A 16,190-nucleotide genomic window follows, 5' to 3' on the forward strand; every position below is an offset into this window, starting at 1 on the left:
AATGCTCGGGCTCGGCAGGCGCGCGGGGTGGCGGCGCGGGCGATGGCGGCGCGGGCAGCCCTGAAAGCCGCGAATCGTGTCTGGCATACGAAATGCTGTGAGGGGGCTCTCGGCACACCGCCCTAAGGAGACACCTCGTGAAGTTGTATGACGGAATGAGCGCAGAGGACCCTACGCCCGCGTCCGATACGGGTCTGCAATCGAGCCCGGAGCACCGGCGAGCCCCCCGCGCGAAGCTACGCGTGGTGGCCGATCGGGCGCGCGCACGCGCCCTCGTCGAGGAGGGCCATCGCCTCGCCGCGAGCTTTCAACTGGAGCGGGCCCTCGAGCGATTCGAGGAGGCCTCGACGCTCGACGCCGACAACGAGGCCATCGTTCTGACGATGAACGGGCTCCTGCGCAAGCTCGTTCCACGCTGGTATTTCGCGATGCTGAACGATCACGAGCGAAACCAGGCTTTCGAGCGCGCGCTCGAGATCGCCATTGGAGGCTCGCCGTGCACGGTGCTCGACGTGGGCTCCGGGACGGGGCTGCTCGCCATGATGGCGGCCCGCGCGGGGGCCGGGGCCGTGTTCACCTGCGAGTCGGTCGTGGCGATCGCGCGATTGGCGCGGCGGATCATCGCGGAGAACAAGCTCGACCATCAAATCTCGGTCATCCCCAGGGTGTCGACCGACCTCGTTGCCGGCCGGGACATCCCCCGGCGGGCCGATTTGCTGGTGACCGAGACCTTCGATTGCGGTCTGCTCGGCGAAGGGATCTTGCCCATCGTCCGCCACGCGCGGGAAAAACTCCTGCGACCGGAGGCGAAGGTCATCCCGGGGCGGGCGAAGGTCTGCTTCCAGCTCCTCGAGAGCGACGCCGTCCACCGCAACAACTTCGCCTTCGAGGTGGGCGGCTTCGACGTGAGCCTGTTCAATCAGGTCTCGACGAAGACATATTTTCCGGTGCGCCTGCGCGCGCACCCGCATGCCTTCCTGAGCCCTGCCGCGGAGGCGTTCGAATTCGACTTCGAGCGAGGCCCCCTGGATCCGCGCACATGCACCGTATCCGTCACGACGAAGCAGCGCGGCCGCGTCCACGGCATCGCGTTCTGGTTCGAGCTCGATCTCGGCGGCGGGGTCGTGCTGACGAACGCCCCGACAAACCACCAGAGCCACTGGATGCAGGCCGTCCAGTGCTTCGAGACGCCGCTCGACGTCGAGCGCAACCAGGTCGTGACCGTCACGTGCAAGCACGACGACACGAGCATCCGCTTCTCGCTCGCCTGATCCACCACCGATCCCCCACGGAATGACGATGCAGCACAAGAAACGCTCCCTCTCGGACGAGCGCTCGAGGAACCCGGCCGTCGACGATTACGATTTTTTCGCTCGGTGCCTGCAGGCGTACGGCGAGAGCGACCTCTACGCCGACATCGAGACCTGGCGCATCGAGGACAACCCGTACCGGCGCCCGCTGCGGCCGCACGTGTTCAAGGACCTGAACTTCCAGAAGCCGCTCGCCCGTGAGGAGCTGCTCACCTCCGCCAGCCTGACCGCGTGTCGCACGCTGCTCACCATTTACGAGAGCGACTTCGTCCTGCTCCCGCGACGCGACCTCGCGTCGAAGCGCGCCGATATGGACGAATTCTACGGGCGGCGCGCGCAGGTCCTCGGCGCCATCGTGCGCCCGTGGCTGGAGTCGTATCTGTTCGGCTTCCTCGATGACGCGATCTCGACCTCCGGCCGCTGGACGCTCTCCTCCATGAGCGAGTATTTCGAGAGCTTCATCGCCGAGGAGCGGCGGCGGTCCGATGGCTCGATGGCCACTGCCATCCTCACCTCGGAGTACCCGCAGCATGCGGCCCGGACGTGCCTCGTCCAGCTCGCGAGCGATTTTCTCCTCGAATCGTCCGCGATGGGGCGGAACGTGGGCGGCAGCTACGGGCCGCTCCAGTCGGAGATGTTCAAGATCCTCATCGACGAGCTCGGCTATGGTGTCCATCGGACCCGGCACAGCTCGCTCTACGAGGGCACCATGGAGAGCGTCGGCCTCGCCTCGACGCCGCACACCTACTGGCAGTTTTACCTGACGTCGTCGCTCCTCCTGAACAACTATTACAATTATGTGTGCCGCAATCACGGCCGGTTTTTCCGCTACATCGGGGCTCTCTTCCAGGCCGAGACCACCTTCATCGAGATGTGCCGCCGCATGGCCGACACGCTGCGCAAGGTCTTCGGCCCGGGCGTCGATGTCCGTTACTTCCAGGAGCACGCCCATATCAATCAGCATCGCAGCCGGATGGTCTTCGACAGGATGATCCTGCCGGCCGTGGAGATGTTCGGGGAGGGGATCATCCCGGACATCGTGCGCGGCTTCGAGGAGGGCAAGCTCCTCGCCGGGATCGCGAAGCAGGACTACCTCGATCAGGTCGCCTGGTCCGACAGCAGCGCCCACTGGAAACTGCTGGCCCCGGCGATCCACCGAAACATCGAGCATAGCCGGGAGAAGCCGAAGGTGCAGCGGTTCATCGAGCCACGCGGCGAGCTCTCGGTGACCCACGTGCACGACGGCGACGCGCTCTGCTTCATCCAGTCCGGCATCCTGCGGTTCGTGACCGGCCACGAGCGGTCGGTGCTGCTGCACGCGGGGGAGGGGACGGTGATCCGTCGCAATCGGCTGCACGGCGCGCTCATCGAGTCCGAGGAGTGCACCTACGACATCCATTCCATTGGAGATTACGAGCAATGGCTGTCGTGATGGGCCGCTCGTCATGCGACCCGGGCGTTGACTCGATCCACCGCCTGGTGTAGGGTTTTCACATTCAGGTGGCGCCATGAAGGTCTTCCGGTAGCAACGCGGTTCTCTCGCCGGGCGGGTCCCCCCGCCGCCCGCGTTGCTCATGCCGGCGCGCTTCGTCGCCGTTCGTCCCGCGCTCACATTGCGCGAGCGAGCCGGCCTGCGTTCGACCTTCGCCCCCCGAGGACCTCATGGCGCCCTGTCTTCCGCTTGCCATCAAGCTCACCCGCCGCGCCGTCGCGCGGCGTGACCTCTTCTGCGAGCTCGTTCAGAAAATCACGAAACCTTCCCAGGCCGAGGCGGCCTTCGCGTTTCATGCATTCGCGTTCAAGGCGGACGAGCATGCATTCGCCCGCGAGCTTCTCTCCCGCCGTACCGAGCTCTGGCTCTTCCGCGCGAACCAGCGCGCCTTTTGTGGCGATTTCCTGGCCGTCGACATGTCGAACCCGCGGCGGGTGCAGCGGCGGGCGTACGTGATCGAGCTGAAGCGGGGGATGCCGGTGCGGATTGGCGGTGGGGCGGTGGGGCTACAGCTCCAGAATGCAACGGTCGCCGTGCGAACGCTCGCGCGGGAGCGTGGGTTGCTCGGGGACGAGGCCACGTGCGTCACCGTGTCGGGGGATGGGGCGGAGATCATCGGGATGTTCACGTCAGCGCGTTTGACGACGGAGTACGCGTAAGGCGTCTCTCCAAACGGCAGCGTGAAAATCGTGCTTGCGACTGGGACCACGCGCGTGAGCCTGTGTATGAAACCGCGCTCTGCTGGAGAGATCATGGCAAAGTCGACAAATTGGCCCGTTCTGTCTCGTGTATCCGATCTGTCTCCGCCGCTTTCCGGTCGACCGGCGGCAGTCGACGAGACCATCGTGGTCGCGCCTCGCGGCCAGTACGTCGCGGTCTTCGATGCCCTCCCGCCCGATGGCGAGAACGAGCGCGACGACAAGGACGCGCTCCGGGTCCGCGTCTTCTCGCATGACGGGCGCACCTTCACCGAGGTCCTCGACCACACCCCGGCGCGCATCGGCTACCGCTTCGGGGACGCCCGGCTCGGGAAGGCGGCGGTGTCGGATGCCGGCGTCGTCGCCTTCGCCGTGGGGAGCACGATCCACGTCGTCCGACCCGGCGGAAGCGCGTCGAAGATCGAGGCGCCCGGCGCGTGGTTCTTCTTCGATCCCATCACGCCCGAGCGGCTGCGCCTCATCGTGTACCGCGACGGCGGTGAGGTGATCGAGACGCACGACACGAGCACGAACACCCTCGTCGACACGCTCCGCATCGGCAACAGCGGAGGCCTCCCGCCGCAGGTCGATCCAGCGACCGGCGATGTCCTGCTCTACGACGGCTGGTACGCGCGCGAGGGCGGTGCCTTCACCCCGATCGATGGCGGCCAGAGCCCCGGCCATGTGCTCCGCGTCGGACGTGGCACGCTCCACCTCGGTCATGACGTCGAGCAACCCGGCGCCACGCAACGCCGCGGCCGCGACGGCACGGAGATCCCGGTGCCCGAGGCGTTTCAGGTCTGGCGACGCGCGGACGCCTGGCGCGCGCGTAACCCGATGCTCGCGAGCGTCGACGGTCGCTTCATCCTCGGCCGCTATGTCGGCAAGAACACGCTCTTCGACGCGGAGCGCCTCGAGCCGGAGGAGCTGCCCGTGGTGCCGCCCCAGCATACGCTGCGCGGCTCGGGGATCTGGGCGCTCCTCGACGACCACCTGGCGATCGGATCGCGCTTCGGCCTCTTCCTCGTCGACCTGCGCACGGGGCGCCCGATCGGCGACGGGCCCGTGGCGCTGCTCGGCCTCGCGCTCGCCGGCGAGCGTGTCGTCACCCTCCATGAAGACGGTGTCCGCGTCGACGGCGGCGCGCCCATCCCGGTCACGCCGACCGTCGAGCCCGTCCTCGATGGGCTCCGGATCTCGCCCGGAGGCCGCTGGGCGGCGGTGCGCTGCGGCCATGACGGCTTCCCGGTGGTGATCCTCGATCTCGCCGAGGGCCGCGAAGTGCGGCGGATCGAGCCTGCCGCGACCGTCGCGTGGATCGACGGGGATCGGCTCGCCGTCCACGGCTCCACCGGTCTGCGCGTGCTCGACGTGACGACCGGCGTGATCACGGCGCTCGGTGACCTCCCGGGCTCCGCTTGCCTCGGCAGCGACGGCGCGGGCCGCTTCTTCGTCGGCACCGACGCGACGCTTGTCGAGCGCGACGCAAGCGGCGCGGTTTTGCGCACGCTCCCGGTCCCGAAGAAGCTCAAGGGCTACACGTGGCCCTCGGAGCTCGTCGTCCACGGGAGCGAGGTCTACGCGCTCGCGAGGTGCCGCATCTTCCGCTGGGACGCGGCCGGCAACTGCGAGCGGCTCAACGCGCTCGAGAACGGCATCGGGGGCGCGAAGACCGATCCGAAGTTCTCCGACGGCCCCTTGCGCAGCGTGGCCGTGAGCCACGACGGCCGCTGGCTCGCCGTGACCGCGAAGACGAAGAGCCACGCGCTTGGTGTCGTCGTCTGCGATCGCGAGGGCACGATCGCCGCATGGACGGGCCCGATCTTCGGCCGCCGGAGCGTCCATGGCGAGCGCGCCTTCTGCGCCTTCCGCGGCAAGACGCTCGTGGTCGGCACCGAGCACGGCGACGTCGGCGTGTACGCGCTGCCTGCCTGAGAAACCGGGATCTCCCGAGGTCACGCGATTTTTCTCCAGTAGATGCCGTAAAGCGAGGTGACGTCGCCGTTGATCCGCGACGAAAGGTCGTCGTACACGCGCGTCATGAGGACGCCGTTCGGCTCGCAGAGCGCCCGCAGCCGGTGTACGACGCGTCGTGGCTGCGTCGTATAGTCGGGCGGCAGCGGGCCCAAGCCGCCGTACCGCGTGGCAATCGCGACGAGGCGAATCCCGAGCGGCCGGCAGAGCGCTTGCTCGATGGCCTCGACGATCGCGAAGCGCAACCACGGCATCTGTCTTCGCAAATAGAGTCCGTTCAAGAGGACCGCGGGCCCATCCTCGCAGAGCCCGAAGCCGCCAAACACGAACCCCTGCGCCTCCGCGACGCCCGCGCGGGGCGCGCGCACGACCTGAAAGCAGAAGGAGAGCGGGTCCTTCCAGAGCGAGAGCACCATGCGCTGGGTGCTCACATCACGCCCGTACGCATACATGGAGCTCGTGCTGTTGAAGCAGCACGGCACGCAGTCGGCGAAGCGCAAGAACGCCGCGAAATCGCGCCGTTTGTCGAGGTACCGCAGCACGAGGACGCCGCTCGATCCGAGGGGCAGCGGCCGCGCGAGCGCGGGCACGGGCGGCGCGCCCTGGACGAGCGCCTGTACGGCTTGGTCGGCGCCGGGCAAGTGTCGGCGCAGGCGCGCGATCGGGCCGACGGCGACCGGGCCGACGTCCTTCTGCAAGCGCTCCACGATGCGCTGCCAATCGTGCTCACTCCACACGGCTGCGTTGTGCCCCGGCGACACGGGGCATAACGCGGAGAGCAGTCGCAGCCGATCCGGCTCCTCGGCGAGCCCACGCACGAAGTCCTCGGGATCGCCCTGGAACAGTGCTTCGCGACGTTCGAGGATCTGGCGCACGCGCTCCTCGCCGGTCGCCGGCAGATCGGGCGTGTCCACGATCGCCAGCACCTCCGGGCCGGGAGGCGTGCCGACATCACGCGTAAAGGTCCGGACGAAGTCGGCGAGCCACGTGGAGGCACGATCGCCGAGGCGCAACATGAGGCGCGTGAACGTGCGGCCGTGCGCGCTCGCGGTGCCCGGCGGGAACAAGCCCCGAGCCTCGATTTGCGTCGCAGCCCATGGTGCCTGTCGATCCCGCGCGAAGACCTCGTACTGCTCGACGAAGATCTCCGTCGCGCGCTGGGGCGCGAGCGCGGCGAGCGCGCCGAACAGAGTTCTTCTGGTCTGCGCATGCCCGCTGCGTTCCACGGAGCGCACGAGCGCGTGTTGCAGGACGATCGTGGCCTGCTCCCCGCCGAGGTTCTGGAGGCAACGAATCCGCGATGTCGTGGCGGCACGCGCCTCCTCGCCGCCCGCGGGATCCTTGTCGAGTACGCGGCGCAGATAGGCGCGGCCCGCGTCGATCAGCGCCACGCGGCGCCGCTTGCGCATGTTCGTGAACGAGATCCCCTCGTCGTAATGGGCGCGCGCGGCGCCGAGCGCGTCGCGGAAACGTGGATCAAGACGGCAGCGATCCCAGCTCGACGTCGGGCCGAGCGCGCCGAGCGCAAAGGCTGCCTCGGGCGTGACGTGGCCGCCGACATCGAGATCCGCGAGCGTATCCCGCAGCGTGGAGGCGCTCTCGAGAAGGTCCAGGCAGTGCTCCGTGATCCGCGTGGCGTTGAGCACGTCCGCCTTCCACCAGCGCACCTCGTGTGGCTCTCCTTCGTCCGGATGAAGCAGGTTGTTCCAATATGCGGTGTTCCTGAAGAGCACGCGTCGCAGCGAAGCATCGTCGAATGCACGAGCCACGAGCTCACGCGGCAGCAGGGCGTCACGTCCGTAGCCCGTGCGCGCACAAAAGATCCCGATCCGGACGAGCCATGCTTCGCGGGCCAGCTTGGTCTCCATCGGCTCGGGCTCGCCGGGGAGCCGCGGCTCGTGCAGCGCTGCGCGCCGCGGTGGGACGAGCAGCGTCATCGGCAAGGCAACCACGCGCTTCTCGGCCCGCCGCACGAGGCCCGCATCGAGATCGAGGCGCGCGAGCAAGAGCTGGATCGCGGGCGCGAGCGCCGGATCCTCCACGCGCTGGATCCGTCGCCGCGCCGCGAGCCGCTCGCCGTGATCGGCGAAAAACGCCGCGATGGCGAGCTCGGCACGACCTCGCAGATATCGCCCCGGCGCGTGCGCGAGCAGCGCCTCGGCGTGGTCCAGCCGCTCCGCATGGAGCGCAGCGCCGATCGCGCCGAGCCAGCCGTGATTCCACGCGTTTCGATGCCGCACGGCGCGCAGAAGCGCGATGACCCCGGCGGGCCCACGCTCCGGATACCGCGCAATCGCCAGGAGCGCGCGCGCCTCTTGTCCTGCGCTGCCTTCGATGCGCGTCCGCATTTCCTCGGCGATGCGCGACGCCTCCCCGCCCATCACGAAGAGTTCGCGCACGAGCGGCAGCGACGGCCGATACATGCGCGCCTCCTCCAGCGAATCGAGATTCCCCACGAACGAGTACGAGCGCTCGCGCCCCGGGTGTTGCTCGATCCCGTCCTCGATCCGCGCGAGGGCGCGCTCGCGCAGCCATCCCTTCGGCAAGGCCCTCGCGCGTTCGAGGGCCTCGCGCCGCCGGCCGCTCGCAAGCTCGATGCTGAAGCGATGGATCCGCGCGGATTCGACGCTGCCGAAGAGCCCTTCCGCGCGCTCGGCGATCCGCGCGATGGCCCGCGGGGCGGGGCTTTCCTCCGCCGCGAGCCGCTCCTCCAGATACGTCACGAGCAGCGCTCCCGCCGGACCGGCCTCGCAGTCCTCTCGTGCGCCCACGAGCGAGCGCAGCGACGAGAGGATCTCGCCGGAAAGCTCGCCTTCGCGGGCGACGGACCCGAGATATCGCCGCTCCAGCGCGCGCGCAGCGGCGGCGAGGTGAATCAACGTGCCGGCACGCACGGCGGGCCGGCGGAGATCTGCGGAAATGGAGACCATTCGACGAACAAAAACGATCACACGCGCCATCGAGTCCGTCGCAAACGGGTTCGATGCGCCATAGGCGGAGTCCATGCGCTCCTCCTTCGGGCGGACGCGGACCGGATGGCGCGTGCGCGACGCGGCTTCGAAGGCCCGCAGATCACGTGCAGCGCGCGCACTCGTCCCCGTCCGCCCTGGGTACGAGAAACACCAGGGGCGACGATGTGGGACGGGCCTTCGCGCTTACACGAAGAAGAAGAGCATGGCGGCGTGAGCCTGCACGCGGGGAGGGGGCCTTGTCAAGAGCCGTCGCGGCTGCCCGCACGGCGTGGCGCTCGCGCCCCGTTTGGCCCTCGGACGTACCGCGGCTACCATGCGGGTCCCCCATGAAGGAGAAGATCGACCTCTCGGCTAAGCAGGCACGGCGCATCGCCCTCGCGGCGCAAGGTTTTGCCGAAGCGCGGCCGGCGAGCGTGAACCGCCGCCACTTCGCCAAGACGGCGGACCGGCTGGGCGTGATCCAGCTCGACAGCGTCAACGTCCTTGTCCGCACGCACTATCTCCCCGCATTCTCGCGGCTGGGCGTGTATCCGCAGGCGCTCCTTGAAAAGGAGGCCTGGGGGAAGAAACGGTCGCTCTTCGAGTACTGGGGGCACGAGGCCTCGCTCATGCCGCTCGCGCTTCAGCCCTTGCTGCGCTGGCGCATGGCGCGCGCGCAGGCGGGGGAGCTGTGGGGCGGGCTCGCGCGCTTCGCCAAGGAGAAACGCGCGTATATCAAGAGCGTGCTCGCCGAGATCGAAAAGCGGGGGCCGGTCACGGGAGGTGATTTCGCCACGGGCCCGCGGGGTGCGTCCGGCTGGTGGTCGTGGTCCGATGGCAAGCGCGCGCTCGAATGGTTGTTCTGGGCCGGATACCTGACGACGGCGACGCGGCGTGGTTTCGAGCGGGTGTACGATCTGACCGAGCGGGTCATGCCTGCCGACATCATGGGCTTGCCCACGCCGTCGGAGGCGGATGCCCAGCGCGAGCTCGTCCGCATGGCCGCGCGAGCCATGGGCATCGCGACCGAGGCCGACCTGCGCGATTATTTCCGATTGCCCTTGCAGGGAGCTCGCGCTCGGGTGCAGGAGCTCGTCGAGGCTGGCGAGCTCTTGCAGGTCTCGGTCGAGGGTTTTCACAAGCCGGCGTACCTGCATCCCGAGGCGCAAACGCCGCGCCGGATCGGCGCCCACGCGCTCCTTTCGCCGTTCGACAACCTGATCTGGTTCCGCGACCGCACCGAGCGGCTCTTCGGGGTGAAGGTCCGGCTGGAGATCTATACGCCGGCCGAGAAGCGCACCCACGGCTATTACGTTTTGCCGTTCCTCGAAGGCGACACCATCACCGCGCGGGTGGATCTGAAGGCCGACCGCAAGGCCAGCGTGCTCCGGGTGCAGGCCTCTCACACCGAGCCCGGCGCGGGTCCGGACACGCCCGACCGATTGGCGGCGGAGCTCGCCCATATGGCCGAATGGCTCGGGATGGAGCGGGTCGAGGTGGCGGGGCGGGGGAACCTGGCGAACGCGCTCGGGGCAGCCGTCGCGGCGCTTTCTGCGTGACGACCTATCCCTGATCGCCGAGCGCGAGCGGCTCACGCGCGGCAATCCATTCGGCCGGAATCGACGCGCGCCCGGCCGAGAGCGCCACGACGCCGCCCGCCATCGCGCACGTCGTATCTCGATCCCCGAGCCCGCCGACGGTCGTCCAAAGCGCTTCCTCGTAGCTGTCCAGGTGCCGCGCGGCGCACCAGAGCGCAAAGGGCACCGTATCCCACGAGAGCACCCGATACCCCGATCCGAGCGCGAGCGCCGCCGTGCGCGGATCGTCCTCCAGCGCAATCGTCAATGCCTTCGCCAGACCGTCCTTCGTCTCGCCGTCGGGCGTATGGCGAAAGGCCGCGCGGAGCAACGCCTCGCCCGATCGAGGCTCCGCGCCCGTGCCCATACGCCACGCCACCGCCGCCGCGATCGCCACGGCGACGGCGCCGGCCTGGCCGTCCGGGTGGGCGTGCGTGACCTCGGCCGAGGCCTTGGCTTGACGCACGACCTCGTCGAGATCGTCGGCGAAGTAAGCACCGAGCGGCGCGACGCGCATGGCGCCGCCGTTCCCCATCGAGCCCGTCCCGCCGAAGACGGCCTTCGCGGTGAACTGCCACGGAATCTCCATGAGGATGTTCCGCAGGATCTCGTGGGCCGCGCCGCCGTACCCACGATCTGGCTCGGCGCCGTACCGCCTGGCGAACACGCGCGAAAGCACGTCTTGCTCGATCGTGCCGAGGCGCTCGAGCACCTCGACGATGCCGAGGGCCATCACGGTGTCGTCGGTGTACCTCCAGGGAGCGGCGGGGAGGGCGCGCTCGCTGATCAGGCGCTCGACGCGGTCGGGGTGCACGAAAAAGCGCTCGCCGAAGGCGTCCCCCGTGGAGAGGCCGTCGAGAGCGAGGAGGGCGCGTTCCATGCGGGATGCGTGATCGGCGGGGCGCGTCATGGGGGGAGAATACCTCAGGTGCTACGCCGAGCGGTCCGGGTGATTCCGCAAAAGGTCCAGGCGCGCCGCGTCCCGGGTCCACGCGCGCCTTCGTCCACCGTGGGCGCTCCGTCCTCGGTTCCAGACGCTCCCTGCGGAACTCCGCGCATGGCTTCCCTGAAATCCAACCGCTCGACCTTCGGGTCCAGGCGCCGCGCGCGCAGCCCGCGCACGGTTCCGGGTGAGGTCCACACGCTCCCAGGTCAGGTCCACGCGCTCCCGGGTCAGGTCACACGCGCTCCCGGGTCAGGTCACACGCGCTCCCGGGTCAAGTCCACGCGCTCCCGGGTCAGGTCACACGCGCGCTCGTGTGAACCCCACTACGTTCCGCATCAACCCCATGCGGTCCCTCGAGAGCCCCACGCGCCCCTGGCTCGGGTCCACGCGCCTCCAGGTGCCCACCCGCGAAGCGAGCAAGCGCCTCCCAAGGGCTCCCGCGAGCCTCGGGGCGATCGACTCACAGCGCGTCCCCGCCGGCTCCGCCGCCGTGGGTTGCTCTCCACTCCCTCTCCGCCTTCGACGGCATCTCTCGGGTCATCTCCGCGAGCGCGCGCATGCTTTCTCCGAGCGAATCCCGGACGGGCATCTCGACGGCAAAGTCCTCCGCCACCGCCTCCGCGACGCGCCGCCACTTCTCGTCGACCGGCTGTCCGAGGTCTTCCGACAGCTCGACCAGTACGTCGAAGTAATATGCGGCGTGCGCCAGAAACTTGGGCTCTTGATGGCTGAATGCCTCCTCGAAAGCCTCCAGGGCCTCGCGATGCCTTCCGAGCGCTTGCAATGTCCGCGCCTTTCCAAGGCCATACGACCATCGATACGTGATGTTCTCGAATCCAAGTTGCGCCTCGGCTTCGGATGCTTGCAGGGCTTCCTCGTACCTGCCAGCTGCGTAGAGGATGTACGCGCGCTCCGCCGCGATGCTTCGAGCCATCCATCCATCATGATCCCGATGGCGGTTCGCCTTTGCGAACGCATCCACCTGCGCGAGCGCCTCGTCGTACCGTTCGCTCTTCATGAGCTCGATGGTATCGAGAGTTTTGTACTCCAACGCCTCTTGCACCTCCAGACGGTCGAGGCACGTGGCGCACACCTCGATCGTGCGCCCTGCGCGCGTGTATGTATTCGTCGCCGCTCGCTTCTCGCAGAACGAGCAAGGTTGAGGTTTTTCAGGAGACGGCATGACGCTTTCCTCCTGACGGGAACTCAATACTGCCAATGCCGCGGGCACCTCTCTTCGGGCCAAATGCCGCCTTCGCGTTTGCACTCCGCAAGGCATCCCCTGCAATCCTTGTAGTCCCCATAGGTCTTCCTGTTCCGCTTCGGTTGCCGTGGGTTCTCGAGACACTCCTGGAACGGCGGTTGGCACTTCTCCTCCACCTTCCTCGGCCACTTTTTGATCGCCTCGGCCGTCTCCTCCACGGCATGCGCGGTGACAACGACGATGATCGTCACCCCCGCGGCAACGATCAACACCGGCACGAGGCTCACGGCGGGCCCGACGACCACGACGTTCCCCAGGGGACCACGGGGTTCCCCATGGGGCTGCTCCCACAGCCGAGCGGCGTGAAGACAACGCCCAACCCAACCGCGAGCCCCAAGGATGCCGTAAGCCTCGTTGCCGTGGAGTCCATGTTCGGAAGTGTACGGACACGCCAGACCACGCGCCTCCCGACTGGACACGTGTGCGCTCGCTCATGTAGCGTGCGCAACCTCCAGGGAGGAGGTTTCACATGGCGCTCGACTTGACCACCCTTTCTCCGGACGTTCGCGCGGCCTTCATCAAGGATGGCGAGCGATTCGGCTCCGAGGACACGCTGGATCAGGCGAATCAAACCTTGAATGCATACCTGACCCACGGCTCGAAGCTCGCCCCTTTCGGCTTCGTGGCCGAGGACGCCGCCGAGCTGAAGGACGCGCGGGATGCTTTGATCGAGGCCGGAATCGGGCGCGTGTCGAAGCGGACGAGCAAAAAGGTCGATACAGCCGCGCACGCGGCGGCGATACGTGACGGGCAGGCCATTCGATTGCGCGCGCGATCGGTGCTCGCCGGAGCCAAACGCGCGCTGCTCCTCGCGGGCAAGGTGGATGCGGTCCAGAAAATCGACGTGCTGCTCGGCCTGGATTCCGTGGCCTCGGACGACGCCGAAGGGCTGGCCAAGCAGCTCGATGCCCTGCGCACCGCCTTGAAGGAGCCCGTCGTGGCAGAGGCCGCGAAGACCCGCGGCGGGCCACAAGCGGCCCTCGACCTCGAATCACGCGCGCAGGCGCTCCGCGACGCGGCGAAGTCGAAGGCGGAGCCACGGGGGACGCCCGTGGAGACCGAGACGCTCGACCTCATCGACGGGATCATCGTGAGCCTCACGCGCACGGCGAGGGAAGCCGCGGACGCGGCGGCGCGGGAGCTCGGGGAGCCGGCCATTGCGACGGCGTTCGAGCTGTCGGCGCTCTACAAACGGCACGCGAAGAAGAAGGCCGAAGAGCCGAAGTAAGGCGGTTGATGCGCTTGTCGTTCTTCCCATGAAACGAGCCCCCCTCGTCCTCCTCGCCCTCGTCGCGGCCTGCGGCGGCGCCCCCGCTTCGCCCTCGGCCTCCGCCCCGCAGGCCGCGCCCGGATCCACGTCGGCAGCTTCGCTCTTGCCGCGACCGGTGTTCGACCTCCCGCCCGCCCTAGGCACGTCCGCCTCGCTGGCGGATGCCGTCCAGGCGAGCCGGAGCATCGTCGTGGGCACGATCTCCGAGATCCACGCCTTCAAGCGCCCCTGCGAGGCCGACCTCGTCCTCGAAATGCGCGCTGATTTGGTCCTCCGCGGCCCCGCGCCGCAGGGTCACGTGCGGTCCATGCTCGTGGCCTTTCCACGCGCCGCAGACGCGAACAAGGGCTGCGAGCGCAAGCCGCTCGGGTATCGTGGCGCGCCCGCGCCGTCGCGCTTCGCCGTCGGGCAACGTCTCGTCTTTTTCGTAGGCGAGCGCCACGAGGTGGAGCGGGATCCCGCGCACCCGGCGCCGCGCTGGGACTTGCACGCCATGCACGAGTCCCCCGTCCACGGCGACGATCTCCTCGGGGTCGCGGACGTGGACGAGATCCCCGGCATCGTCCGCCTGCGCGGGCCACTCGTCACCGACGCGCAACTCGCGCCCCTCGCCAGAAAACCCTCGCTGCACGTGGAGGGCGACGTCGTATTCGACGCCGCGACGGGCCTCGCGTGGCAGCGGGACGTGGCGCAACAAGAGCTCGCGATCGTCTCCGCCACGCGCCATTGTGAAAACCTCGTGCACGGGGGCCACGACGATTGGCGCTTGCCTCGTTTCTTCGAGCTCCTCTCCATCGTCGAGCACCGCCGCAGCAGCCCCGCGCTCGATCCCTCGGTGTTTCGTGGTCCTCCCGACGGCCTCTTGTGGTCCGCCACCGACGACGCCGGCTCCCCCTGGGTCCTCGACGTCGCCGATGGAACCCTTCATTCGACCCATTACGACGATCCGAGCCCGTACGGCAAATACCACGTCCGCTGCGTGCGCTCCGCCGCGGGCCCCTCGCTGCGCGCCGCGCTGCCCGGCGCGCGTTACCGGAAGGCCGGGGGGCTCGTCGAGGACGCGCTCCAGCGGCTTGGTTATTCGGGAGCGATCGCCCCACCCATGCGCTGGGCCGAGGCGAAAACGTTCTGCGAGGCGAAGGTCGAGGCCGGGCGCGACGATTTTCGGCTCCCCACCGTGCGCGAGCTCGTGAGCTTGTCCGAGGCGAGCTGCGAGGAGCTCTGGCAGGACGATTCGCAGGGCGAGCAGGGGCTCTGGACATCGACGCTCGATCCCGACGACCAGGGCCGCGCATTCCAGGTGCGAAACCTCTGCTCGCCGCAGCACTGGTCCGAGAAGACGGTCGGGCCGCCCGAGCTCGCGAGCGAGGGCGAGGACCACGCGCGTTTCCGGGCCCTGTGCGTGCGCGATCTTCCGCTGCTCCCCACAGCCGGGCGCCTCGTCCGGAGCCGCTACCCGAGCGGCCACGTCTTCGCCGAGGGCGCGCTGCGGAATGGGAAGAGGCACGGCACGTGGACGTACCACCACGATCAGGGCCCTCCGTGGATGCGCCTCGACTATCGGGACGGCGTGCTCGTCGGGACTTTTTCGATTTTTTACGACAGCGGCGAGCGCCTCGCCGAGGGCTCGTACGCCGCCGGCGCGCTGGCCGGGACGTGGACGCAATTCGACGTGCTCGGGCGGCGTGAATTCGTGGTGCGCTACGAACGCGGCCAGCGCTCGGGGCTATCGACGACATACACGCCCGATGACGGGAAGCTCCTTCTCGAAGAGGCCTGGGCCGCAGGGCTCCGGCACGGGCCGGTCGTCGAACATCACCCGGTGGAAGGGTGGAAGACGAGCGTGACGCTCTACGAGGCCGGCCTGCGCGAAGGCACCGCCGAGACGTTTCACCAGGGCGGCAAGCCCGCCATGATCGGCCAATATCGAGGGGACAGGCCCGACGGCACGTTCAAGCGGTTCCACCCGAACGGCGCGCGCGCCGCCGTCTACTCGTTCCGCGACGGCAAGCTCGACGGCCCCTACGAATCCTGGCACCCGGACGGCAAGCCCCACAAGAAAGGCACGTACCGCGAGGGCCTGCGCGACGGACCTTGGCTCGCGCTGTATCCCTCGGGCAAACGCGAGGAGGAGGGCAATTTCCAGCGAGGCACGGGGACGTTGCGAGCATTTTACGAGAACGGCAAGGTCCGGTACGAGGAGTCGATGGTGGGAGGGCTGCGCGAGGGGACGAGCGTGGTATTCCGGGACGACGGCTCGAAGGACCACGAAGTCGGCTTCTCCCGCGACGACCTCCACGGCCCATGGCGCGAGTACACTCCAAGCGGGCTGCTCCTGTCCGAACGGCATTACGAAAAAGGCCGGCAGCACGGGCCATTCGTGCGATTTCACCCGAACGGGCAGAAGGCCGAGGAGGGCACGAGCGTGCATGGCCAGAAGGTCGGCCCTTACCGGCGCTGGGACGAGAACGGCAAGATCAGCGAGGAGGGCGGCTTCCAGGCCGACCTGTACCACGGGACGTGGACCGACTACATCGCCGGCAAGCCCGTCCGTCGTCGATTCTACGAGCGCGGGGTCGAAGTGCGTGAGCCCGAGCGGCTTTGAGAGGGAGGCGCTGAGCTGGGGCTTTGCCCCAGGCCCCACCAGGGGCTATCCGCCCCTGGACCCGGACCAGCGCAAGCGCTGGACTCGGGGTCGATGAACTGCG

At 68.5% G+C, this 16,190-nt stretch carries 11 protein-coding genes; 7 read left to right on the forward strand and 4 right to left on the reverse strand.

Going from position 1 to position 16,190, the window contains the following annotated elements; all coding sequences use genetic code 11:
* Positions 1-137: 137 nt before the first annotated feature.
* The 4 genes from KEG57_RS41545 to KEG57_RS41560 all read left to right on the forward strand — a co-directional run bounded on the left by KEG57_RS41545 (position 138) and on the right by KEG57_RS41560 (position 5,435).
* Positions 138-1,271, forward strand: coding sequence for a 50S ribosomal protein L11 methyltransferase (locus KEG57_RS41545; RefSeq protein ID WP_272427375.1), 1,134 nt, complete (start codon positions 138-140; stop codon positions 1,269-1,271).
* Between the two features lie 28 nt (positions 1,272-1,299).
* Positions 1,300-2,742 carry an iron-containing redox enzyme family protein gene (locus KEG57_RS41550; protein ID WP_272427376.1) on the forward strand — a complete coding sequence of 481 codons (1,443 nt, stop codon included), beginning with the start codon at positions 1,300-1,302 and terminating at the stop codon, positions 2,740-2,742.
* A gap of 230 nt (positions 2,743-2,972) precedes the next feature.
* Entirely contained in the window at positions 2,973-3,461 is a 489-nt protein-coding gene (locus tag KEG57_RS41555) for a hypothetical protein (RefSeq protein WP_272427377.1), read from the forward strand.
* Positions 3,462-3,647: 186 nt separating this feature from the next.
* Positions 3,648-5,435, forward strand: coding sequence for a WD40 repeat domain-containing protein (locus tag KEG57_RS41560; protein ID WP_272427378.1), 1,788 nt, complete (start codon positions 3,648-3,650; stop codon positions 5,433-5,435).
* 20 nt (positions 5,436-5,455) lie between these two features.
* Here KEG57_RS41560 and KEG57_RS41565 read toward each other — a convergent pair whose 3' ends face one another.
* Positions 5,456-8,479: a hypothetical protein gene (locus tag KEG57_RS41565; RefSeq protein ID WP_272427379.1), complete on the reverse strand. Its 3,024-nt coding sequence runs from the start codon at positions 8,477-8,479 to the stop codon at positions 5,456-5,458.
* A gap of 293 nt (positions 8,480-8,772) precedes the next feature.
* On the opposite strand from KEG57_RS41565, the gene KEG57_RS41570 reads away from it, so the two are divergent.
* The gene (locus KEG57_RS41570) at positions 8,773-9,984 is read left to right on the forward strand and encodes a winged helix-turn-helix domain-containing protein (RefSeq protein ID WP_272459535.1); all 1,212 of its coding nucleotides are present in this window, start codon (positions 8,773-8,775) and stop codon (positions 9,982-9,984) included.
* A 4-nt stretch (positions 9,985-9,988) separates the two neighbouring features.
* Here KEG57_RS41570 and KEG57_RS41575 read toward each other — a convergent pair whose 3' ends face one another.
* The 3 genes from KEG57_RS41575 to KEG57_RS41585 all read right to left on the reverse strand — a co-directional run bounded on the left by KEG57_RS41575 (position 9,989) and on the right by KEG57_RS41585 (position 12,439).
* Complete coding sequence (locus tag KEG57_RS41575) at positions 9,989-10,912, reverse strand: ADP-ribosylglycohydrolase family protein (protein ID WP_272459536.1); 924 nt, start codon at positions 10,910-10,912, stop codon at positions 9,989-9,991.
* Between the two features lie 496 nt (positions 10,913-11,408).
* Positions 11,409-12,131 (reverse strand): hypothetical protein, encoded by a 723-nt coding sequence (locus tag KEG57_RS41580; RefSeq protein ID WP_272427382.1) that lies wholly within the window; start codon positions 12,129-12,131, stop codon positions 11,409-11,411.
* Between the two features lie 23 nt (positions 12,132-12,154).
* Complete coding sequence (locus KEG57_RS41585) at positions 12,155-12,439, reverse strand: hypothetical protein (RefSeq protein WP_272427384.1); 285 nt, start codon at positions 12,437-12,439, stop codon at positions 12,155-12,157.
* Between the two features lie 242 nt (positions 12,440-12,681).
* Here KEG57_RS41585 and KEG57_RS41590 point away from each other — a divergent pair, with 242 nt between their 5' ends.
* Together KEG57_RS41590 and KEG57_RS41595 are read left to right on the forward strand one after the other, a co-directional pair.
* Positions 12,682-13,440: a hypothetical protein gene (locus KEG57_RS41590; RefSeq protein WP_272427385.1), complete on the forward strand. Its 759-nt coding sequence runs from the start codon at positions 12,682-12,684 to the stop codon at positions 13,438-13,440.
* A 28-nt stretch (positions 13,441-13,468) separates the two neighbouring features.
* Positions 13,469-16,087 carry an Lcl domain-containing protein gene (locus KEG57_RS41595; protein WP_272459537.1) on the forward strand — a complete coding sequence of 873 codons (2,619 nt, stop codon included), beginning with the start codon at positions 13,469-13,471 and terminating at the stop codon, positions 16,085-16,087.
* Positions 16,088-16,190: the final 103 nt, after the last annotated feature.

Source organism: Polyangium jinanense (assembly GCF_028435365.1).